This is a genomic window from Alphaproteobacteria bacterium (assembly GCA_005883305.1).
Lineage (GTDB): Bacteria > Pseudomonadota > Alphaproteobacteria > Sphingomonadales > Sphingomonadaceae > Allosphingosinicella.
Genome location: VBAC01000001.1, coordinates 766,445 through 782,643 on the forward strand (window position 1 = coordinate 766,445; position 16,199 = coordinate 782,643).

Here is a 16,199-nt window from a genome sequence, read left to right on the forward strand (position 1 = left end):
TGATTGCGGGTTCTTATCTTGGCTTGGCCTTCCTCCGGCTTGCCGATAAAAGCCGCTTAACCGAACAAGTGTATTGCATCACTAAAACAGTTGTGCGAGTAAACGGACCGCAATGACGGAACATGCCTTCGAGCCGATGCGCCGCGCGATGGTCGCGAGCCAGCTGCGAACGACCGGGGTCAACGATCCTCGAGTCGTGGCGGCGATGGGGCGCGTGCCGCGCGAGCGCTTCGTGCCGGAAGAACGGCGCGCGCTCGCTTACGCGGATGCGCTGGTGCCGCTCACCCCGGGCCGCTCGCTCAATTCGCCGATGGCGCTGGGACGAATGCTGACCGAGGCGCGGCTTCGCGGGACGGAGCATGCCCTCGTGGTCGGCGCCGCGACGGGCTATGCCGCCGCCCTGCTTGCCGAGCTGGTAACCTCTGTGGTCGCGCTGGAGGAAGAGGACGACCTTGCGGCTTCCGCAAGGCAGGCGCTCCGTGGAACGCAGGTGATTGTAGCGAAGGGGCCGCTGGCCAAGGGCTGGGTCAAGGCCGCGCCCTACGATTTCATATTGATCGACGGCGCGGTCGAGCACGTGCCGCAGGCGCTGATCGCCCAGCTCGCGGACGGCGGTCAGATGGCGCTGGCGATCGTCGATCAGGGGGTCAGCCGGCTCGCCGTCGGGCGTTCGGTCTCCGGCGCGTTCGGACTCACCGCCTTCGCCGACGTGGCGGCGGCCTTCCTGCCCGGGTTCGCCGAACCCCGCGGCTTCAGTTTTTCGTGATACGGAGTGAATTGATGCGGGGACGCATGTTGGCGGCGGTCGCCATGATCGCGATGGGCGGGGGCGCCTTTGCACAGGTCGGCACGGTGCCGAGGCCCGAAGGCGGCGTGCTGCCCCCGGCCGGGCCGACGCAGACGCTGCGCGAGGCTTTGGCTGCGACCTACCAGACCAACCCGACGATCATGGCCCAGCGCCAGTCGCTGCGCGCGACGGACGAGAGCGTCGCCCTTGCCCGCGCCGAGGGGCGTCCGCAGGTGGATACGAACGCCGGCTTCAACCAGGACGTGGTCACCCGCAATCTCGGCAGCAACCAGCGCGACTTCAGCGTCAGCGGCACGGTTTCGATGCCGCTTTATGCCGGCGGCCGCATTCGCAATTCGGTGCGCGCGGCGAATACCCGAGTCGAGGCTGGCCGCGCCGATCTGCGCGCGACCGAGGGAGACGTCTTCACCGAGGCGGTTGCCGCCTACATGGACGTGATCCGCGACCGATCGATCCGGCAGCTCAACCAAAACCAGGTCCGCATTCTCGAAACCAACCTCCAGGCCACCCGCGACCGCTTCGAGGTCGGCGATCTCACCCGCACCGACGTGGCTCAGTCCGAGGCGCGGCTCTCGCTCTCGCGGAGCCAACTCGCCAACTCGGAAGGGCGCCTGCAGGCGAGCGAGGAGAATTACCGCCGGGTGATCGGCCAGCTGCCGCCCGATCTCCAGCCGCCGCCGCCGCTGCCGGCCTTGCCCGCGGATATCGATACGGCGACCACGACGGCGTTGGCCGGCAATCCGGATCTCGAGTCGATCGCCGCCCGGGCGCGCGCGGCGGGCTTCGACGTAAGGGTCGCCCGCGGCTTCCGTCTGCCGACCGTGACTGCGTCCGGAGTCGCCCGCCACTTCGATGCCCTCGGAACCGCGAACAACGGAACCGGCGGCCTCGGCATCCTTCCCGACAGCAACACCAGCACGGGCTTCGGCATCTCGATGAGCCTGCCGCTCTACCAGGGCGGTGGGGCAAGCGCGCGCGTGCGCCAGGCGCAGGCACTTCGCGGCCAGTTGATCGAGCAGGCGATCGGCATCGAGCGGCTCGTCATCTCCAACGTTCGCGGCGCCTATGCGACCTATCAGGCGGCCAACGACGAGATCGAATCGCAGACCGTCGCCGTCGCGGCCAACCAGCTCGCGCTCGAAGGCACGCGGGCCGAGCAGACGGTCGGCACGCGCAACATTCTCGACGTGCTCAACGCCGAACAGGAGCTGCTCAACAGCCAGGTGCTGCTCGTGACGGCGCGGCGCAACGCCTATGTCGCCGGCTTCCAGCTGCTCAACGCGATGGGCATGGCCGAGGCCCAGGACCTCAATCTGGAGGCCGGGCCGCTCTACGATCCGACGATCAACTACAACCGCTATTCGCGAAGCTGGTCGGACTGGAACGACGGGCCGCGAATCGCGCCGGTCTCGACGCGAACCGCCCCGCCGGGCGCACAGAGCCCCGTGACTCAATTGCCCCAATAGGCCATAAGGCCTTCGTCATGGGGGATATTCACAAGGATCCGTCGATGGAGGACATTCTCGCTTCCATCAAGCGCGTCATCGCGGAGGACGTCGGCGCCGGCGAGCGCCGCGGCGGGCTTTCGCCGCCGCGCCGGCGCGTTCCGCGGCCGGAGCCGGTGGCCGATACCGAGGAGGACGTGCTCGAGCTCGACGATCCCGTGACCGACTCGGCCGGCCTCCTCTCCGACGACGCGGCGGAATCGAGCCGCCAGCGGCTCGCTAAGCTTTCCACCTTGCGCCAGCGAAGCGACGCTCCAGCCGACACCGGCGCGCTGGAAGCGATCGTCCGCGACATGCTCCGGCCGGTCCTCAAGGAATGGCTCGACCAGCATCTTCCCGAGATCGTCGAGGATCTCGTCACCCGCGAGATTGCGCGGATTACGGGCCGCGACATCTAGTTTAGTTAAAGTGGCGGTGCTACGCCGCCGATCCATGAGAAAGACGCTGTCCGCGAGCCTCGCTTTGCTCGCCTTCGCCGCGGCCCCGGCCGCTCTCGCCCGCCCCATCACCGCGACCGACCTCGCCACGATGCGGCGCATCGGGGCGCCGGCCGTCTCGCCCGATGGGCGAACGCTCGTCTATCAGCTGCGTGAGACCGATCTCGCGGCGAATCGTGGACGCACCGACCTGTGGTTCCTGGACCTCAGCCGACCCGGGGCGCAACCGGCACGCCTGCTCAACTCCCCGGAATATAACGAAGGCTCGCCGAGCTTCTCGCCGGACAGCGAGTGGATTTACTTCATCTCCAACCGTTCCGGTGACGACCAGGTCTGGCGCAAACAACGCAACGAGCCCCCGTCTCAGGTAACAAGCGTCGAAGGCGGCCTCTCCGGCTATTCGATCGCCCCGACCGGAGACCGGATCGCCATCTGGGCCGATCGGGACATGCGGTGCACCGACGCCAATTGCGCGGACATTCCGACCGTCCGTGTCGGCCAGGGCAGCGGCAGGGTCTATGACGAAACCTTCGTGCGCCACTGGGACACGTGGAGCGAGCCGGGCGTTCGCTCGCGCATCTTCACCTTTCCGCTGGTGGACGGCGTGGCTCAGGGGGCGGGGACTCCGCTCGCGCCGCGCCTTGTCGGCGACGCGCCGACCAAGCCTTTCGGCGGCGCCGAGGAAATCGCCTGGAGCCCGGACGGCCGCACCCTCTATTTCACCATGCGCGAGGCTGGCCGGCACGAGCCGAACTCGACCAATATGGACATCTTCGCCGTTCCGGCCGACGGCAGCGCGGCGCCGACCAACCTCACCGCCGCGAATGAAGGGATGGACACCGGCCCGGTCGTATCTCCGGACGGGCGTTGGCTCGCCTATACGGCGATGGCCAGGGCAACCTACGAAGCCGACCGCCAGGTCGTCCAGTTGCGCGACCTGCGCAGCGGCGAAACCCGCGCGCTGACTCAGGCGTGGGACCGCTCGGTCGGCTCGATCGCCTGGGCGCCGGACGGCCGAAGCCTGCTCGTCACCGCCGGCGACACGCTCGACACGCCGGTGTTCCGGGTCGATGCCGGCAGCGGCCGCGTGACCCGCCTCACCCAGGCGGGCACGGCGGGCAACGTCGTGCCGCTGCCCGACGGCTCGATCCTCTACACGCTCAATTCGCTGACCGCTCCGGACGACTTGTGGCGTTTGTCCCGCCGCGGCGGTCCTGCGCGGCTCACGGCGGTCAATGCGGACAAGCTCGACGGGCTCGATCCCGTCAGCGTGCGCCGCTTCCATTTCGCCGGAGCGCATGGCGACACCGTCTGGGGCCAGATCGTCGAACCCGTCGGCGGGACGGAGCGCTTGCCGACGCTGCTGCTCATCCACGGCGGCCCGCAGGGCTCGTTCGGCAACGGCTGGTCCTATCGCTGGAATCCGTGGGTGTTCGCCGCTCCGGGCTATGGCGCGGTGACCGTCGATTTCCACGGCTCGACCGGCTACGGCCAGGCCTTCACCGATGCGATCAACCGCGATTGGGGCGGGGCGCCGCTTCAGGATTTGCGCCTCGGCCTCGCCGCTGCCGGCCGCGAGGATCCCAGGCTCGACATATCCAACGCCTGCGCGCTCGGCGGCTCCTATGGCGGCTTCATGGTCGATTGGATCGCCGGCAACTGGAACGACGGCTTCAAATGCCTGGTCAGCCATTCCGGCGTCTTCGACCAGCGCTCCATGGCCTATGAGACCGAAGAGCTCTGGTTCAACGAATGGGAGTTCGGCGGCCCCTATTACAGCCCCGCGGCGGCGGCGAATTACGAGCGCAGCAACCCGGTCAACTTCGTCCAGAACTGGCGCACGCCGATGCTGGTGATCCACGGCGAGCGCGATTTCCGAATCCCGTACAGCCAGTCGCTCGGGGTCTTCAACGCGCTCCAGCGGCTCAACATCCCTTCACGGCTGGTCGTCTTCCCCGACGAGAATCACTGGATCCTCAAGCCGCAAAACTCGATCCAGTGGTACCGCGAGGTCCATGGCTGGCTCAACCAGTGGCTGAGAGGGGGCCGGCAGGCGTCCACCCAGTAACCTTCATTCCCGCGAAAGCGGGAATCCCGCTTCTTCTCCCTCGTTCCTGCCCAGGCTGGACTCCCGCTTTCGCGGGAGTGACGGGAAAGTGAAAGCCGGTTAAGCGCCCTCCATGAGCGAGCTGCCCAAGACCTTCGACCCCGCCGAGATCGAGGCGCGCTGGTATGCGCGCTGGGAAGGCGAGGGGCTGTTCCGCCCCGACCGGCCGGACGCCGAGCCGTGGACGATCGTCATGCCCCCGCCCAACGTAACGGGGTCCTTGCACATCGGCCACGCGCTGGACGTCACGCTTCAGGACATCCTGACCCGCCATGCCAGGCTCCAGGGTAAGGACGCCTTATGGGTCGCGGGGATGGACCATGCCGGCATCGCGACGCAGATGGTGGTCGAGCGGCAGCTGAACGAGAAGCAGCAGAAGCGCACCGACTTCACCCGCGACGAGTTCGTCGCCAAGGTGTGGGAATGGAAGGCGGAGAGCGGCGGGGCGATCACCCGCCAGCTTCGCCGGCTCGGCGCGTCCTGCGACTGGGCGAACGAGCGCTTCACCATGGACGAAGGCTTCAGCCGCGCCGTCCTCAAGGTGTTCGTCGATCTCTACCGCCAGAACCTGCTCTACCGCGACAAGAGGCTGGTGAACTGGGATCCGGGCCTCAAGACCGCCATCTCCGACCTCGAGGTCGAGACCACCGACGTTCAGGGCAAGTTCTGGCACCTCAAATATCCGCTCGAGGACAGCTCGGGCTTCATCCACGTCGCCACCACCCGGCCCGAGACGATGCTCGCCGACATGGCGGTCGCGGTGCATCCGGAGGACGCGCGCTACGCCGCTTTGCTCGGCAAGCAGATTCGCCACCCCATCACCGGACGGCTGATTCCGATCATCGCCGACGAGCATGCCGATCCGGAGCTCGGCTCCGGCGCGGTCAAGATCACGCCGGGGCACGACTTCAACGATTTCGAGGTCGGCAAGCGCGCCGGGTTCAGGCCGGCCGAGATGCTCAACATGCTCGATGGCGACGCCAAGGTGATCCAGGCCGCCGACGGCCTGATTCCGGCCGAGCTGCTCGGCCTCGACCGTTTCGAGGCGCGGGGACGCGTCGTCGGGATGCTGGAGGCGGAGGGCCTGCTCGAAAAGGTCGAGGACCGGATGATCGCCACGCCCTATGGCGACCGCTCAGGCGTGGTGATCGAGCCCTGGCTGACCGATCAATGGTATGTCGACGCGGCGACGCTGGCGAAGAAGCCGATCGAGGCGGTGCGCTCGGGCGAGATCCGCGTCGTGCCCGAGACCTGGAAGAAGACCTGGTTCAACTGGCTCGAGAACATCCAGCCCTGGTGCGTCTCGCGCCAGCTCTGGTGGGGGCACCGGATACCGGCCTGGTACGACGACGCCGGCAACGTCTATGTGGCCGAGACCGAAGCGGATGCGCAGGCCGAGGCGGGGGAGGGCGCCGCCCTTCGCCGCGACCCCGACGTGCTCGATACCTGGTTCTCCTCGGCGCTCTGGCCGTTCGCAACCCTCGGCTGGCCGGAGGAAACCGAGACCCTCCGCCGCCACTATCCCAACGACGTCCTTATCTCCGGCTTCGACATCATCTTCTTCTGGGACGCCCGGATGGCGATGCAGGGCTATCAGTTCATGGGCGAGCGCCCGTGGAAGACGCTCTACCTCCACGGTCTGGTCCGCGATTCCAAGGGCCAGAAGATGTCCAAGTCGAAGGGCAACACGGTCGATCCGCTGCTGCTCGTCGACCGATTCGGCGCCGATGCCTTGCGCTTCACGCTGGCGGCGATGGAGAGCCAGGGGCGCGATATCAAGCTCGATGAGAAGCGGGTCGAGGGCTACCGCAACTTCGCCACCAAGCTGTGGAACGCGGCCCGCTTCTGCCAGGCCTACGGCATCGGCGCCTCCACGGCGATCGAGCCGCCCGCGGCCACCCTCCCGGTCAACCACTGGATCGTCGGCGAGACGGTGAAGACAGTCCAGGCGCTCGACCTCGCGCTGGCGGAGCTTCGCTACGACGAGAGCGCCAACACCATCTACCACTTCGTCTGGGCGACCTTCTGCGACTGGTATCTGGAGCTGATCAAAGGCCAGATCGACGAGGAGACCAAGGACGTCGCCGGCTGGGTGCTCGACCAGATCCTGGTCATGCTCCACCCATTCATGCCCTTCGTCACCGAGGAGCTTTGGAACGCGATGGGCGAGCGGCCCTATCCGCTGATCCTCGCCAAATGGCCGATGCCTGACGCACGCGCGCTCGATCCGGACGCAGGACCAGAGGTCAATTGGCTAATTGCGCTGGTTAGTCAGATTCGAGCCGCCAGGGCTGAGCTTAACGTTCCGCCCGGAGCCCAACTTCCGCTCTACGTTCGCGACTCCAGCGAATTGACGCGCCAGCGTCTCTTGAAGAATAATATCGGTCTCAAACGCCTGGCTCGAGCTAATTGGGCGCAGGGACAAGATGCGCCTTTCGGCGCTGCTGCGCAGTTGGTAGTCGACGAAGCCACTTTCATCCTGCCGCTGGAAGGCGCAATCGACATTGCCGCTGAGCAAGCGCGTCTCGCCAAGGCCGCCGAAGCCGCCGAGAAGGAGCGCGATTCGCTCGCCGCCCGCCTTAACAATCCCTCGTTCGTCGAGCGCGCCAAGCCGGAGGCCGTGGAGAAGGCCCGCGCCGATCACGCCGAGAAGGCGTCGGACGCGGAAAAATATCGGGCTGCTCTGGCAAGGCTTGGCTGATGGCTTCGCGGCCCGCCCAGCGCGACCTCACAACCGGCCCGATCGGCGCCACTCTGCTGGCCTTCGCCGTCCCGACCCTGATCTCCTCGATCATCCAGTCGCTCAATGGCTCGGTCAACACGATCTGGATCGGCCGTTTCCTCGGCGAGGAGGCGCTCGCGGCAACGTCCAACGCCAATATGGTGATGTTCCTGCTGATGGCCTTCGTCTTCGGCTTCGGCATGGCGGCGACGGTGATGATCGGCCAGGCGATGGGCCGCCGCGACGTGGACCAGGCGCGGCGCGTGATCGGCACCGCGATCGGCGGCTTCATGCCCCTCGCTTTGGCGGTCGCCATCGTCGGATGGGCCGGCGCGCCGGCCTTGCTCCGGCTGCTCGCGACGCCCGCGGAGTCGCTGCCGCTGGCGCTCGCCTATCTTCGGGTCATCTTCCTCGCCATGCCCGCCATCCTGATCGTCATCGTCCTGATGATGGGCCTTCGCGGTGCGGGGGACGCGCTGACGCCCTTGTGGTTCATGATCGTCGCGGTGGCGCTCGATTGCGGTCTGAACCCGGTCTTCATCCTCGGCCTCGGGCCGATCCCGGCAATGGGAATCGCCGGCTCGGCCTTCGCGACGGTGGTCGCCAATTATGTGGCTCTCTTCGGCCTCTTCATCTACATCTACTGGAGGGATCTGCCGCTCAGGCTGCGCGGGGCGGAGCTTGGCTATCTCAAGCCCGATCCGGCCATCCTGAAGGCGATCGTCGTCAAGGGCCTGCCGATGGGCCTGCAGATGATCGTCGTCTCTTCTTCCGCGCTGGCGACGATGGGGCTGGTCAACAGGGAGGGCGTCGAGACGACCGCGGCGTTCGGAGTCGCGCTTCAGCTGTGGACCTATGTGCAGATGCCGGCGATGGCGCTGGGCGCCGCGGCGAGCGCGATGGCCGCTCAGAATATCGGCGCGGGCAAGTGGGACCGCGTGGGCGCGATCACGCGATCCGGAATCGTCTACAACCTGCTGATCACCGGCGTGCTGGTCGCGGTGCTGGCGGTGGCCGACCGTCCACTGCTCGCCTTGTTCCTCGGCGGAGAGAGCCCGGCGATGCCGATCGCGCGCCATATCCAGCTGCTGGCGACCTGGCCGTTCCTGCTCTTCGGAGTGACGATGATCATCTTCGGCACCGTGCGCGCCAACGGCGCGGTGATCGGGCCGCTCGTCATCCTCGCCATCGGCCTTTACCCGGTGCGGCTCGGCTTCGCGCTCGGCGCCTATCCCTGGCTCGGCGCGGACGCGCTCTGGCTAAGCTTCCCCGTCGCCTCGTTCGCCAACATGGCGATGGCGATCGGCTTCTACCTCCACGGCGGCTGGCGCAAGGCGCGGCTCATGCCGCCTCCGCCGCCCGAGGAGCTGGTCGAGGAAGCGGAAGGGCTCGCCGAGCCGGGCGGCCGGATCAACCCGGCCGGCTGAGCCTTCCTCAGAGCGTCGTGTCCGCCAGGTTCGACTGGTAGGTGGTGTTGGTCTGGCGGTCGATGATCTTGATGTAGACGTAGCTCGGCGGGATCTGGCCCTCGGGCAGCGCGAACCAGATCGAGCCGAGATTGGCTGGGCTGCCCAGCGCGCAGAAGCCGTAGATACGCTGGTTCGTGCGGCCGTTGAAAAAATCGACCCAGGTGCGGGACGAATTGGTGTTGTTGCCGCATGGCGGCAGGCCCGGGGCGGCGGCGAACATGTCGGCCGGATACTGGTCCTTGTTGAACACGTCGTAGCGGTAGCGGACGAAGTTCTGGCCGTTGACGGTATAATATTCGTTGCCCGTCATGTACAAAATCGGGTTGGGTGGAACGGCCCGCGCGGGCGTGGCGCCCATCGTCAGGGCGAGCAGACCGGCGGCAACATAGGCGCGCAGCTTGGATGTATTCATCATCTGTCCTTTCCGTTTGCAGACGAAGGACTCGGACGCTTTCGGGATTTTCCCCCTCGCCGGCGTTTCACCGACGAAACGACAATGCCACCGATTGGGGGTTCATTCAAGAAAGCGCGCCTTTGCAGGTGCAGTGGGGCGCGCTAAGTCCTCGCGCGAGATGAGCCGCGCCGCCTTTCCCGCAATCCGCATGCGCCGCACGCGCGCGGCCGCCTGGAGCCGGGCGCTGTTCGCCGAGACTGTGCTGACCCCTTCCGACCTGATCTGGCCGCTGTTCGTCACCGAAGGCTCCGGCGTCGAGGAGCCGATCGCCACGCTGCCGGGCGTCTCGCGCTGGAGCGTGGACCGGATCGGGGAGCGGGCCAAAGAGGCGCGGGAGCTCGGCATTCCCTGCGTCGCGCTGTTTCCGAACACGCCGCCGGCGCTTCGCACGGAGGATGCGCGCGAGGCGCTCAATCCAGGCAACCTGATCTGCCGGGCGGTCAAGGCGCTGAAGGACTCGGCGCCCGAGGTCGGCGTGCTCACCGACGTCGCGCTCGATCCCTATACGGCCCATGGTCATGACGGAATCGTCGACGAGAGCGGTTACGTGCTCAACGACGTGACGAGCGCGATTCTTGTCGACCAGGCGCTCGTTCAGGCCGAGGCCGGCGCGGACATCATCGCGCCTTCGGACATGATGGACGGCCGGGTCGGCGCCATCCGGTCAGCGCTCGAAGAAGCGGACCACGTCAACGTCCAGATCATGGCCTACGCCGCCAAATATGCCTCGGCCTTCTACGGCCCGTTTCGCGACGCGGTCGGCTCGCGCGGCCTGCTGAAGGGCGACAAGAAGGGCTACCAGATGGACCCGGCCAATGCGGAGGAGGCGCTGCGCGAGGTGGCGCTCGATTTGGCCGAGGGCGCCGACAGCGTGATGGTCAAGCCGGGCCTGCCCTATCTCGACATCATTCGCCGCGTGAAGGATCGCTTCGAAGTCCCTGTTTTCGCTTACCAGGTTTCCGGCGAATATGCGATGATCGAGGCCGCGGCGGCCGCCGGCGCGGGGGAGCGCGACGCGCTCGTGCTCGAGACCTTGATGGCGTTCAAGCGGGCCGGCTGCTCGGGAGTCCTCACCTATCACGCGGCCCACGCCGCGCGGCTGCTCGGATCCTGATGCTCGAAGCGCTTCGCGCCGAGATCGAGGCGCTCGCCGCCGAAGCCGCGCCGCTGGAGCCGGACGCCGGCGAGCGGGGCGCGATGCTGCGGCAGGGCTTCGATCACGCGGAAGCTTTCTGGGAAGGCCTCGCGAACGGCCCGTCGAACGTGGCGCGCGAGCAAGTGTTCGACGAGCGGCTCGAGCCCGAATTCACCGAAGGCGGCCGCGGCGCGGAAGACGTGCTCGCCTACCTCGCCCGCTGCGTGGACGCGCCCGGCTTCACCACCGCCTCGCCCCGTTTCATGGGCTATATTCCGGGCGGCGGGCTGTTCCATTCGGCGCTCGGCGATTTCCTCGCCGCCGCCTCGAACAAATATGCGGGATTCGCCTCGGCCGCTCCCGGCGCGGTGCGGCTCGAAAACGCCACCTCGGCGTGGCTGGCCGGGGTGATCGGCTTTCCCGAAGACGCGGCGGGAACGCTGACGACGGGCGGAAGCATGGCCAATCTGACGGCGATCGTCGCCGCCCGCGAGGCGCGCGATGCCGAGGGAGGAGGCGCGGTCTATCTGACCAAATTCGCCCATTATTGCATCGATAAGGCGCTCCACATCGCGGGCCGGCGAAGGGCGCCGCGCCGGCTGGTCGAGACCGACGAACGGAATCGCATGCGGGCCGACGCGCTTGCCGCGGCGATCGAGCGCGACGTGGCCGCGGGCGTCCGGCCCTGGCTCGTGGTGGCCTCGGCGGGAACGGTCGATACGGGCGCGGTCGATCCGCTCGATCGAATCGCCGACATTTGCGCCCGGCACGGCATCTGGATGCACGTCGACGGCGCTTATGGCGGCCTGTTCATGCTGTGCGACGAGGGGCGGGCGGTGCTCGGCGGGATCGAGCGGGCCGACACCGTGGCGCTCGATCCGCACAAGACCCTGTTCCTTCCCTACGGCACCGGCGCGGTGGTCGCCCGCGATTCGCGTCATCTGCTCGACGCTTTCAGCGCCAGCGCGGATTACATCCGCCCGCTCGGCGAGAGCGAGGTCGGCCCATCGCCGGCGGACCTCTCGCCGGAGCTGACTCGCCATTTCCGAGCCCTCAGGCTCTGGCTCCCGCTCCAGATCGCCGGCGTCGCCGCGTTTCGCGCCGCCCAGTCGGAGAAGATCAAGCTCGCCCGCTATTTCCATGCACAGCTGTGTGCATTGGAAGGCTGGGAGGTGGGCGCTCCGCCCGATCTCTCGGTCGTCGCCTTCCGCTACCGCCCGGCGAAGGGCGACGCGAACGCGTTCAACGACCGCCTGCTGCGCAGCCTGCAGGAGGAGGGACGGGTGTTCCTCAGCGGCACGAAGATCGACGGCGAGGCGTGGCTGCGCTGCGCGATCTTGTCGTTCCGCACCCATCTGGCGCATATCGACGAGACGATCGAAATCCTGTGCCGCCTCGCCGCCGCGCTCCAGTCCGATCAGGGGAAATGCCAGTGACGAGTGACGCCGCCGCAGCGAGCCAGGTTCACGAGCGTTTCGCGCGGCCCTTGTTCCTGCTCACGATCATCACCGGCTCGTTCCTGCTGTTCCTGACCCAGCCGATGGTCGCCCGAATGGCGCTGCCGCGCGTCGGCGGCTCGCCGTCGATCTGGAACAGCGCGATGCTGGTCTACCAGCTGCTGCTGTTGGCGGGCTATGCCTATGCCCACTGGATCGCCCGCCTGAAGCCGCGGCGGCAGGTCGGGATCCACCTCGTCCTGCTCGGCGTGGCCGCCATCTGGCTGCCGATCCACCTCATCGCCTTCTCGCCCGCGGCCGACGCCGAGCCGGCCTTGTGGGTGCCCTGGTTCCTGATCGCCTCGATCGGGCCGCTCTTCTTCATCGTTTCGAGCCAAGCGCCGCTGATGCAGCGCTGGTACGCGCTGGAGACCGCGCGCGGCGAGCCCTACACGCTCTATGCGGCGTCGAACCTCGGCAGCTTCGCGGGCCTCCTTTCCTACCCGCTGATCGTCGAGCCGACGATGAGCCTGGCAGCGCAGAGCTGGCTGTGGACGGCGCTCTACGCCGCCCTCGTATTGCTCGTCGCGGCCTGCGCCTTGACCGTCCCCGCTCAAGCAGTCGAGGCGGTGCCCGAAGAGTCCACCCCGGCCCCCACGCGCCGCCAGATGCTTCACTGGGTAGCGCTCGCCGCGGTGCCATCGGGTCTCATGCTCTCGACGACGACCCACCTGACCACAGACATCGTCGCCATCCCGCTGCTTTGGGTGCTTCCGCTCGGCCTCTATTTGCTGAGCTTCGTCATCGCCTTCGCCCACCGGCGCGGAGTCGCGAACTTCATGACCATGCTCGCCCCGCTGGTGATCCTGATCGCCGGCGGATTGGCCTTCAGCGACGGCACGCGAAGCCCGTTCTTCTCGGCAACGCTCGGGCTCGGCCTTCTCTTCTTCATCGCCGTGGCGCTTCATTCGGAGCTGTTTCGCCTGCGCCCCGCCGTCGGTCACCTGACCCGCTTCTACCTGGCCATGTCGCTCGGCGGCATGCTCGGCGGCCTCTTTTGCGCGATCGTCGCGCCGCTTCTGTTCGACTGGGCCTACGAACATCCCATCCTGATCGTCGCCGCCGCGCTGCTCGTACCGCAATTCCCGCTTTTGCCCTGGCCGCGGCAATATGGCTTCATGCTCTGTCTCACCATCCCGTCGGTCGCTTTCCTCCTCTCCTTCCTGACCGACGCCGGTTTCCTCCAGCGGGCCGGCATTGCCACCATGGTCGGCAACGTTGCCGTGTCGCTGCTCGCTTTGGCCTGCCTCGGCCGGCGCTGGCCGTTCGCCGCCAGCCTCGCCGCACTGATGCTGAGCTATGGTGGCTGGACCACGATCGTCCACTCGGTCGATGGGATGCGCACGCGCTCCTATTTCGGCATCTACGAGGTCTCCGAGCGGCTCGACGAGAACCGCCAGGCCACGGCCAGGATACTGACCCACGGCACGACATTGCACGGAATCCAGAGCCTGGTGCCGGGGCAGGAGACGGTTCCGACGTCTTATTATGCCCGCCGCTCGGGCGTCGGGCTGGCGCTGAGCAATGCCGATGCCCTGTTCGGCACGCACCCGCGGATCGGAGTCGTCGGCCTCGGCAGCGGAACGCTGTCCTGCTACGCCCGGCCGAACCAGGCGTGGACCTTCTTCGAGATCGACCCTGCGATGGTCCAGGTCGCGCGCAACCGATTCTCCTTCCTGTCGCGTTGCGCGCCGCAGGTGCGGATCGTGCTCGGCGATGCCCGGATCAGCCTTTCACGCCAGGCGCCGGGCGCGCTCGACATCCTTGCCGTTGACGCTTTTTCTTCCGACGCGGTCCCGATGCATCTCCTGACGCGCGAGGCGCTGGCGGTCTACGGCCGTGCCCTCTCGAGCGACGGGATCGTCCTGTTCCACATTTCGAACCGCTATCTCGATCTCAAGCCGGTGATCGCCGATCTCGCCGCGCACGAAGGGTGGCGCGCTGCCCTGCTCCAATATGTGCCGGAGGGAAACGAGGAGGCGATGAACGCCACCATTTCGGTTTGGATCGCCCTTTCGCGCAATCCGGCGACGATCGACCGCCTGATCGCGCTCTCGGGCGACGACGGGCTCTATTGGGAGCCGATCGAGCCGACGCCCGGCTTCGCGGGCTGGAGCGACGATCACGCCTCGATCCTGCCGATCATCAACTTCCGCTCGATGATGCCCTGGCGCCGATGATCGAAACCGAAAGGCTGATCCTGCGCGACTGGACCGAAGCCGACATCGAGCCCTTCCTGCGCCACACCAACACGCCGGCGGTGATGCGCTGGCTCGGCGGAGTCACGCCGGAGCCGGAGGCCAGCGAGCGGATCACGAAGCGGATCATCCCGTGGCAGGAGCAGCGGGGCTTCACCTTCTGGCTGGTCGAGCGCAAGGCCGATCGCGAGGTGCTCGGCTTTTGCGGGATCAAGATCGCCGACACGGCCGGAAGCCCGGTCGAGGGGATGCATGAGATCGGCTGGCGGCTGCGCGAGGATTGCTGGGGGCGGGGCTACGCCAAAGAGGCGGCGATCGCCTCGCTCGATTTCGCCTTCGGAACGCTGGGCGCGGACCGCGTGATCGCGCTCACCTTCATCCAGAACGAGGCCAGCTGGGGCCTGATGGAGCGGCTCGGCATGACCCGGCGGCCCGAGCTCGATTATGACGACGAGCGGTTTCCGGCGCTCAACCCAACGATCGTCTACGACATCCGCCCGGGACAGCTGAAACGATGACCGCCCACATATTCGAAGGCACATCCCCGCGGATCGATCCGAGCGCCTTCGTCGCGCCCGGCGCCCAGATCGTCGGCAACGTCGAATTGGGCCCGGAAGCGAGCATCTGGTACAATTGCGTCCTTCGCGGCGACATGAACCTGATCCGCATCGGCGCGCGCTCGAACCTTCAGGACGGAAGCGTCATCCACGTCGATCCGCCGCGGCCCGGCGGCCCGGAGGAGGGCTTTCCCTGCCTGATCGGCGACGACGTGCTGATCGGCCATATGGCGATGATCCACGGCTGCGTCCTCCACGACAGGGCCTTCGTCGGCCTCGGCACGATCGTGATGGACGGCTGCGTGGTCGAAAGCGACGCGATGCTCGCCGCCGGGGCGATGCTGACGCCGGGCAAGAGAGTCCCGTCCGGCCAGCTCTGGGCGGGGCGCCCCGCCAAATATCTCCGCGACCTCACCGAAGCCGACCTTGCCGGAGTGCGCGCCGGCGCGGCGCATTATGTCGCGCTGGCCAAGCGCCACATGGCCATGCTCAGACCATGATCGTTTCAGGCTGCATCAGCCTGAAACGTGAATCATGGTCTTACTATGAATCGGGAGCCTGATTCACGCCCTGCGCCGAAACGCCGCAGGCGTTTCGTCCCAAGACGATCAGGCTCCTGGGCTGAGCCGGTCGATCCGCTGCTGCTGGCGGGCGGCGATCGCTTCCGCCTCGTCGACCGCGGCCTTGAGCGCCGCCTGATCGGCCTCGCTGGTCGGCGCGGCCGCTCTCGCCAGGGCCAGAGCCTGGAGATCGCCGAGCGCGGCGCCGGTTCGGCCGCGCGCGGCCTCGAGGCGGGAGATGGCCTGCTGGGCTTCGAGCCAGGAATCGGAGCCCCGGGCGCCGGCCCTGGCCGCGCTACGCTCGGCGGCGGGCGCTTCGGCCTCGAAGTCGCGCTGCCCGGAGCGGGCCTCGTCGAGGAGCGCGGCAATTCGGCCGCGCAGCGCGGGATCGTCGGCGACGACCGGGGCGGTTCGCACCGGCTCCTCGCTCCAATCCTCCTGCTCGGCCGGCCGCGGCGCCAGCGACGGGAACGGCCCCTGCGAAACGCAGCCTGCGAGGAGGGCGGCGGCGAGCGCCGCGAGGGCCGGTCTGGGCGAATTCATCGCCCTTCACTATGCGCCGCCAGAGCGGGCCGCAACACGGCATTGCGCGGTTTGCCCGGGGGTTGCGTGGGCTTCGCCTTGCCCCTATGTCGCAGCCTCCCGCGCGCCCGTAGCTCAGCTGGATAGAGCACCAGACTACGAATCTGGGGGCCGGAGGTTCGAATCCTTCCGGGCGCGCCACTTCTCCCTCCCCGCCGAACGTCGTTCA

13 protein-coding genes and 1 tRNA gene are annotated in these 16,199 nt (G+C 67.5%); 12 read left to right on the plus strand and 2 right to left on the minus strand.

What is annotated here, in order from left to right; translation table 11 throughout:
* Positions 1 to 112: 112 nt before the first annotated feature.
* The 6 genes from E6G92_03795 to E6G92_03820 all read left to right on the plus strand — a co-directional run bounded on the left by E6G92_03795 (position 113) and on the right by E6G92_03820 (position 9,006).
* Positions 113 to 766 (plus strand): protein-L-isoaspartate O-methyltransferase, encoded by a 654-nt coding sequence (locus E6G92_03795; protein TMJ18949.1) that lies wholly within the window; start codon positions 113 to 115, stop codon positions 764 to 766.
* A 14-nt stretch (positions 767 to 780) separates the two neighbouring features.
* Entirely contained in the window at positions 781 to 2,274 is a 1,494-nt protein-coding gene (locus E6G92_03800) for a TolC family outer membrane protein (GenBank protein TMJ18950.1), read from the plus strand.
* Between the two features lie 17 nt (positions 2,275 to 2,291).
* Positions 2,292 to 2,711, plus strand: coding sequence for a DUF2497 domain-containing protein (locus E6G92_03805; GenBank protein TMJ18951.1), 420 nt, complete (start codon positions 2,292 to 2,294; stop codon positions 2,709 to 2,711).
* A 34-nt stretch (positions 2,712 to 2,745) separates the two neighbouring features.
* Positions 2,746 to 4,818: a S9 family peptidase gene (locus E6G92_03810; protein TMJ18952.1), complete on the plus strand. Its 2,073-nt coding sequence runs from the start codon at positions 2,746 to 2,748 to the stop codon at positions 4,816 to 4,818.
* Between the two features lie 112 nt (positions 4,819 to 4,930).
* Entirely contained in the window at positions 4,931 to 7,558 is a 2,628-nt protein-coding gene (locus E6G92_03815) for a valine--tRNA ligase (GenBank protein ID TMJ18953.1), read from the plus strand.
* The gene (locus tag E6G92_03820) at positions 7,558 to 9,006 is read left to right on the plus strand and encodes an MATE family efflux transporter (GenBank protein ID TMJ18954.1); all 1,449 of its coding nucleotides are present in this window, start codon (positions 7,558 to 7,560) and stop codon (positions 9,004 to 9,006) included. The genes E6G92_03815 and E6G92_03820 overlap by 1 nt, the downstream gene beginning before the upstream one ends.
* Before the next feature lie 7 nt (positions 9,007 to 9,013).
* Here the strand turns inward: E6G92_03820 and E6G92_03825 are convergent, their stop codons facing one another.
* Positions 9,014 to 9,463, minus strand: a complete 450-nt coding sequence (locus E6G92_03825; protein ID TMJ18955.1) for a hypothetical protein — start codon at positions 9,461 to 9,463, stop codon at positions 9,014 to 9,016.
* A gap of 157 nt (positions 9,464 to 9,620) precedes the next feature.
* Between E6G92_03825 and hemB the strand changes: the two genes are divergently transcribed.
* Genes hemB through E6G92_03850 form a run of 5 tightly spaced genes read left to right on the plus strand, consistent with a single transcriptional unit; the run spans position 9,621 to position 15,388 of the window.
* The gene (hemB, locus tag E6G92_03830; protein TMJ20698.1) at positions 9,621 to 10,616 is read left to right on the plus strand and encodes a porphobilinogen synthase; all 996 of its coding nucleotides are present in this window, start codon (positions 9,621 to 9,623) and stop codon (positions 10,614 to 10,616) included.
* Positions 10,616 to 12,073 (plus strand): aminotransferase class I/II-fold pyridoxal phosphate-dependent enzyme, encoded by a 1,458-nt coding sequence (locus E6G92_03835; GenBank protein ID TMJ18956.1) that lies wholly within the window; start codon positions 10,616 to 10,618, stop codon positions 12,071 to 12,073. Before hemB ends, E6G92_03835 begins: the two co-directional genes overlap by 1 nt.
* Positions 12,064 to 14,313 carry a hypothetical protein gene (locus tag E6G92_03840; protein ID TMJ18957.1) on the plus strand — a complete coding sequence of 750 codons (2,250 nt, stop codon included), beginning with the start codon at positions 12,064 to 12,066 and terminating at the stop codon, positions 14,311 to 14,313. Before E6G92_03835 ends, E6G92_03840 begins: the two co-directional genes overlap by 10 nt.
* Positions 14,310 to 14,849 (plus strand): GNAT family N-acetyltransferase, encoded by a 540-nt coding sequence (locus E6G92_03845; GenBank protein ID TMJ18958.1) that lies wholly within the window; start codon positions 14,310 to 14,312, stop codon positions 14,847 to 14,849. Before E6G92_03840 ends, E6G92_03845 begins: the two co-directional genes overlap by 4 nt.
* On the plus strand, positions 14,846 to 15,388 hold the full coding sequence (locus E6G92_03850) for a gamma carbonic anhydrase family protein (protein TMJ18959.1): 543 nt from the start codon (positions 14,846 to 14,848) through the stop codon (positions 15,386 to 15,388). The genes E6G92_03845 and E6G92_03850 overlap by 4 nt, the downstream gene beginning before the upstream one ends.
* Positions 15,389 to 15,496: 108 nt before the next feature.
* On the opposite strand, the gene E6G92_03855 is transcribed toward E6G92_03850, so the two are convergent.
* Positions 15,497 to 15,991 (minus strand): hypothetical protein, encoded by a 495-nt coding sequence (locus tag E6G92_03855; GenBank protein TMJ18960.1) that lies wholly within the window; start codon positions 15,989 to 15,991, stop codon positions 15,497 to 15,499.
* Positions 15,992 to 16,094: 103 nt separating this feature from the next.
* Between E6G92_03855 and E6G92_03860 the strand changes: the two genes are divergently transcribed.
* Positions 16,095 to 16,171: transfer RNA gene (locus E6G92_03860), tRNA-Arg, on the plus strand.
* Positions 16,172 to 16,199 lie beyond the last annotated feature (28 nt).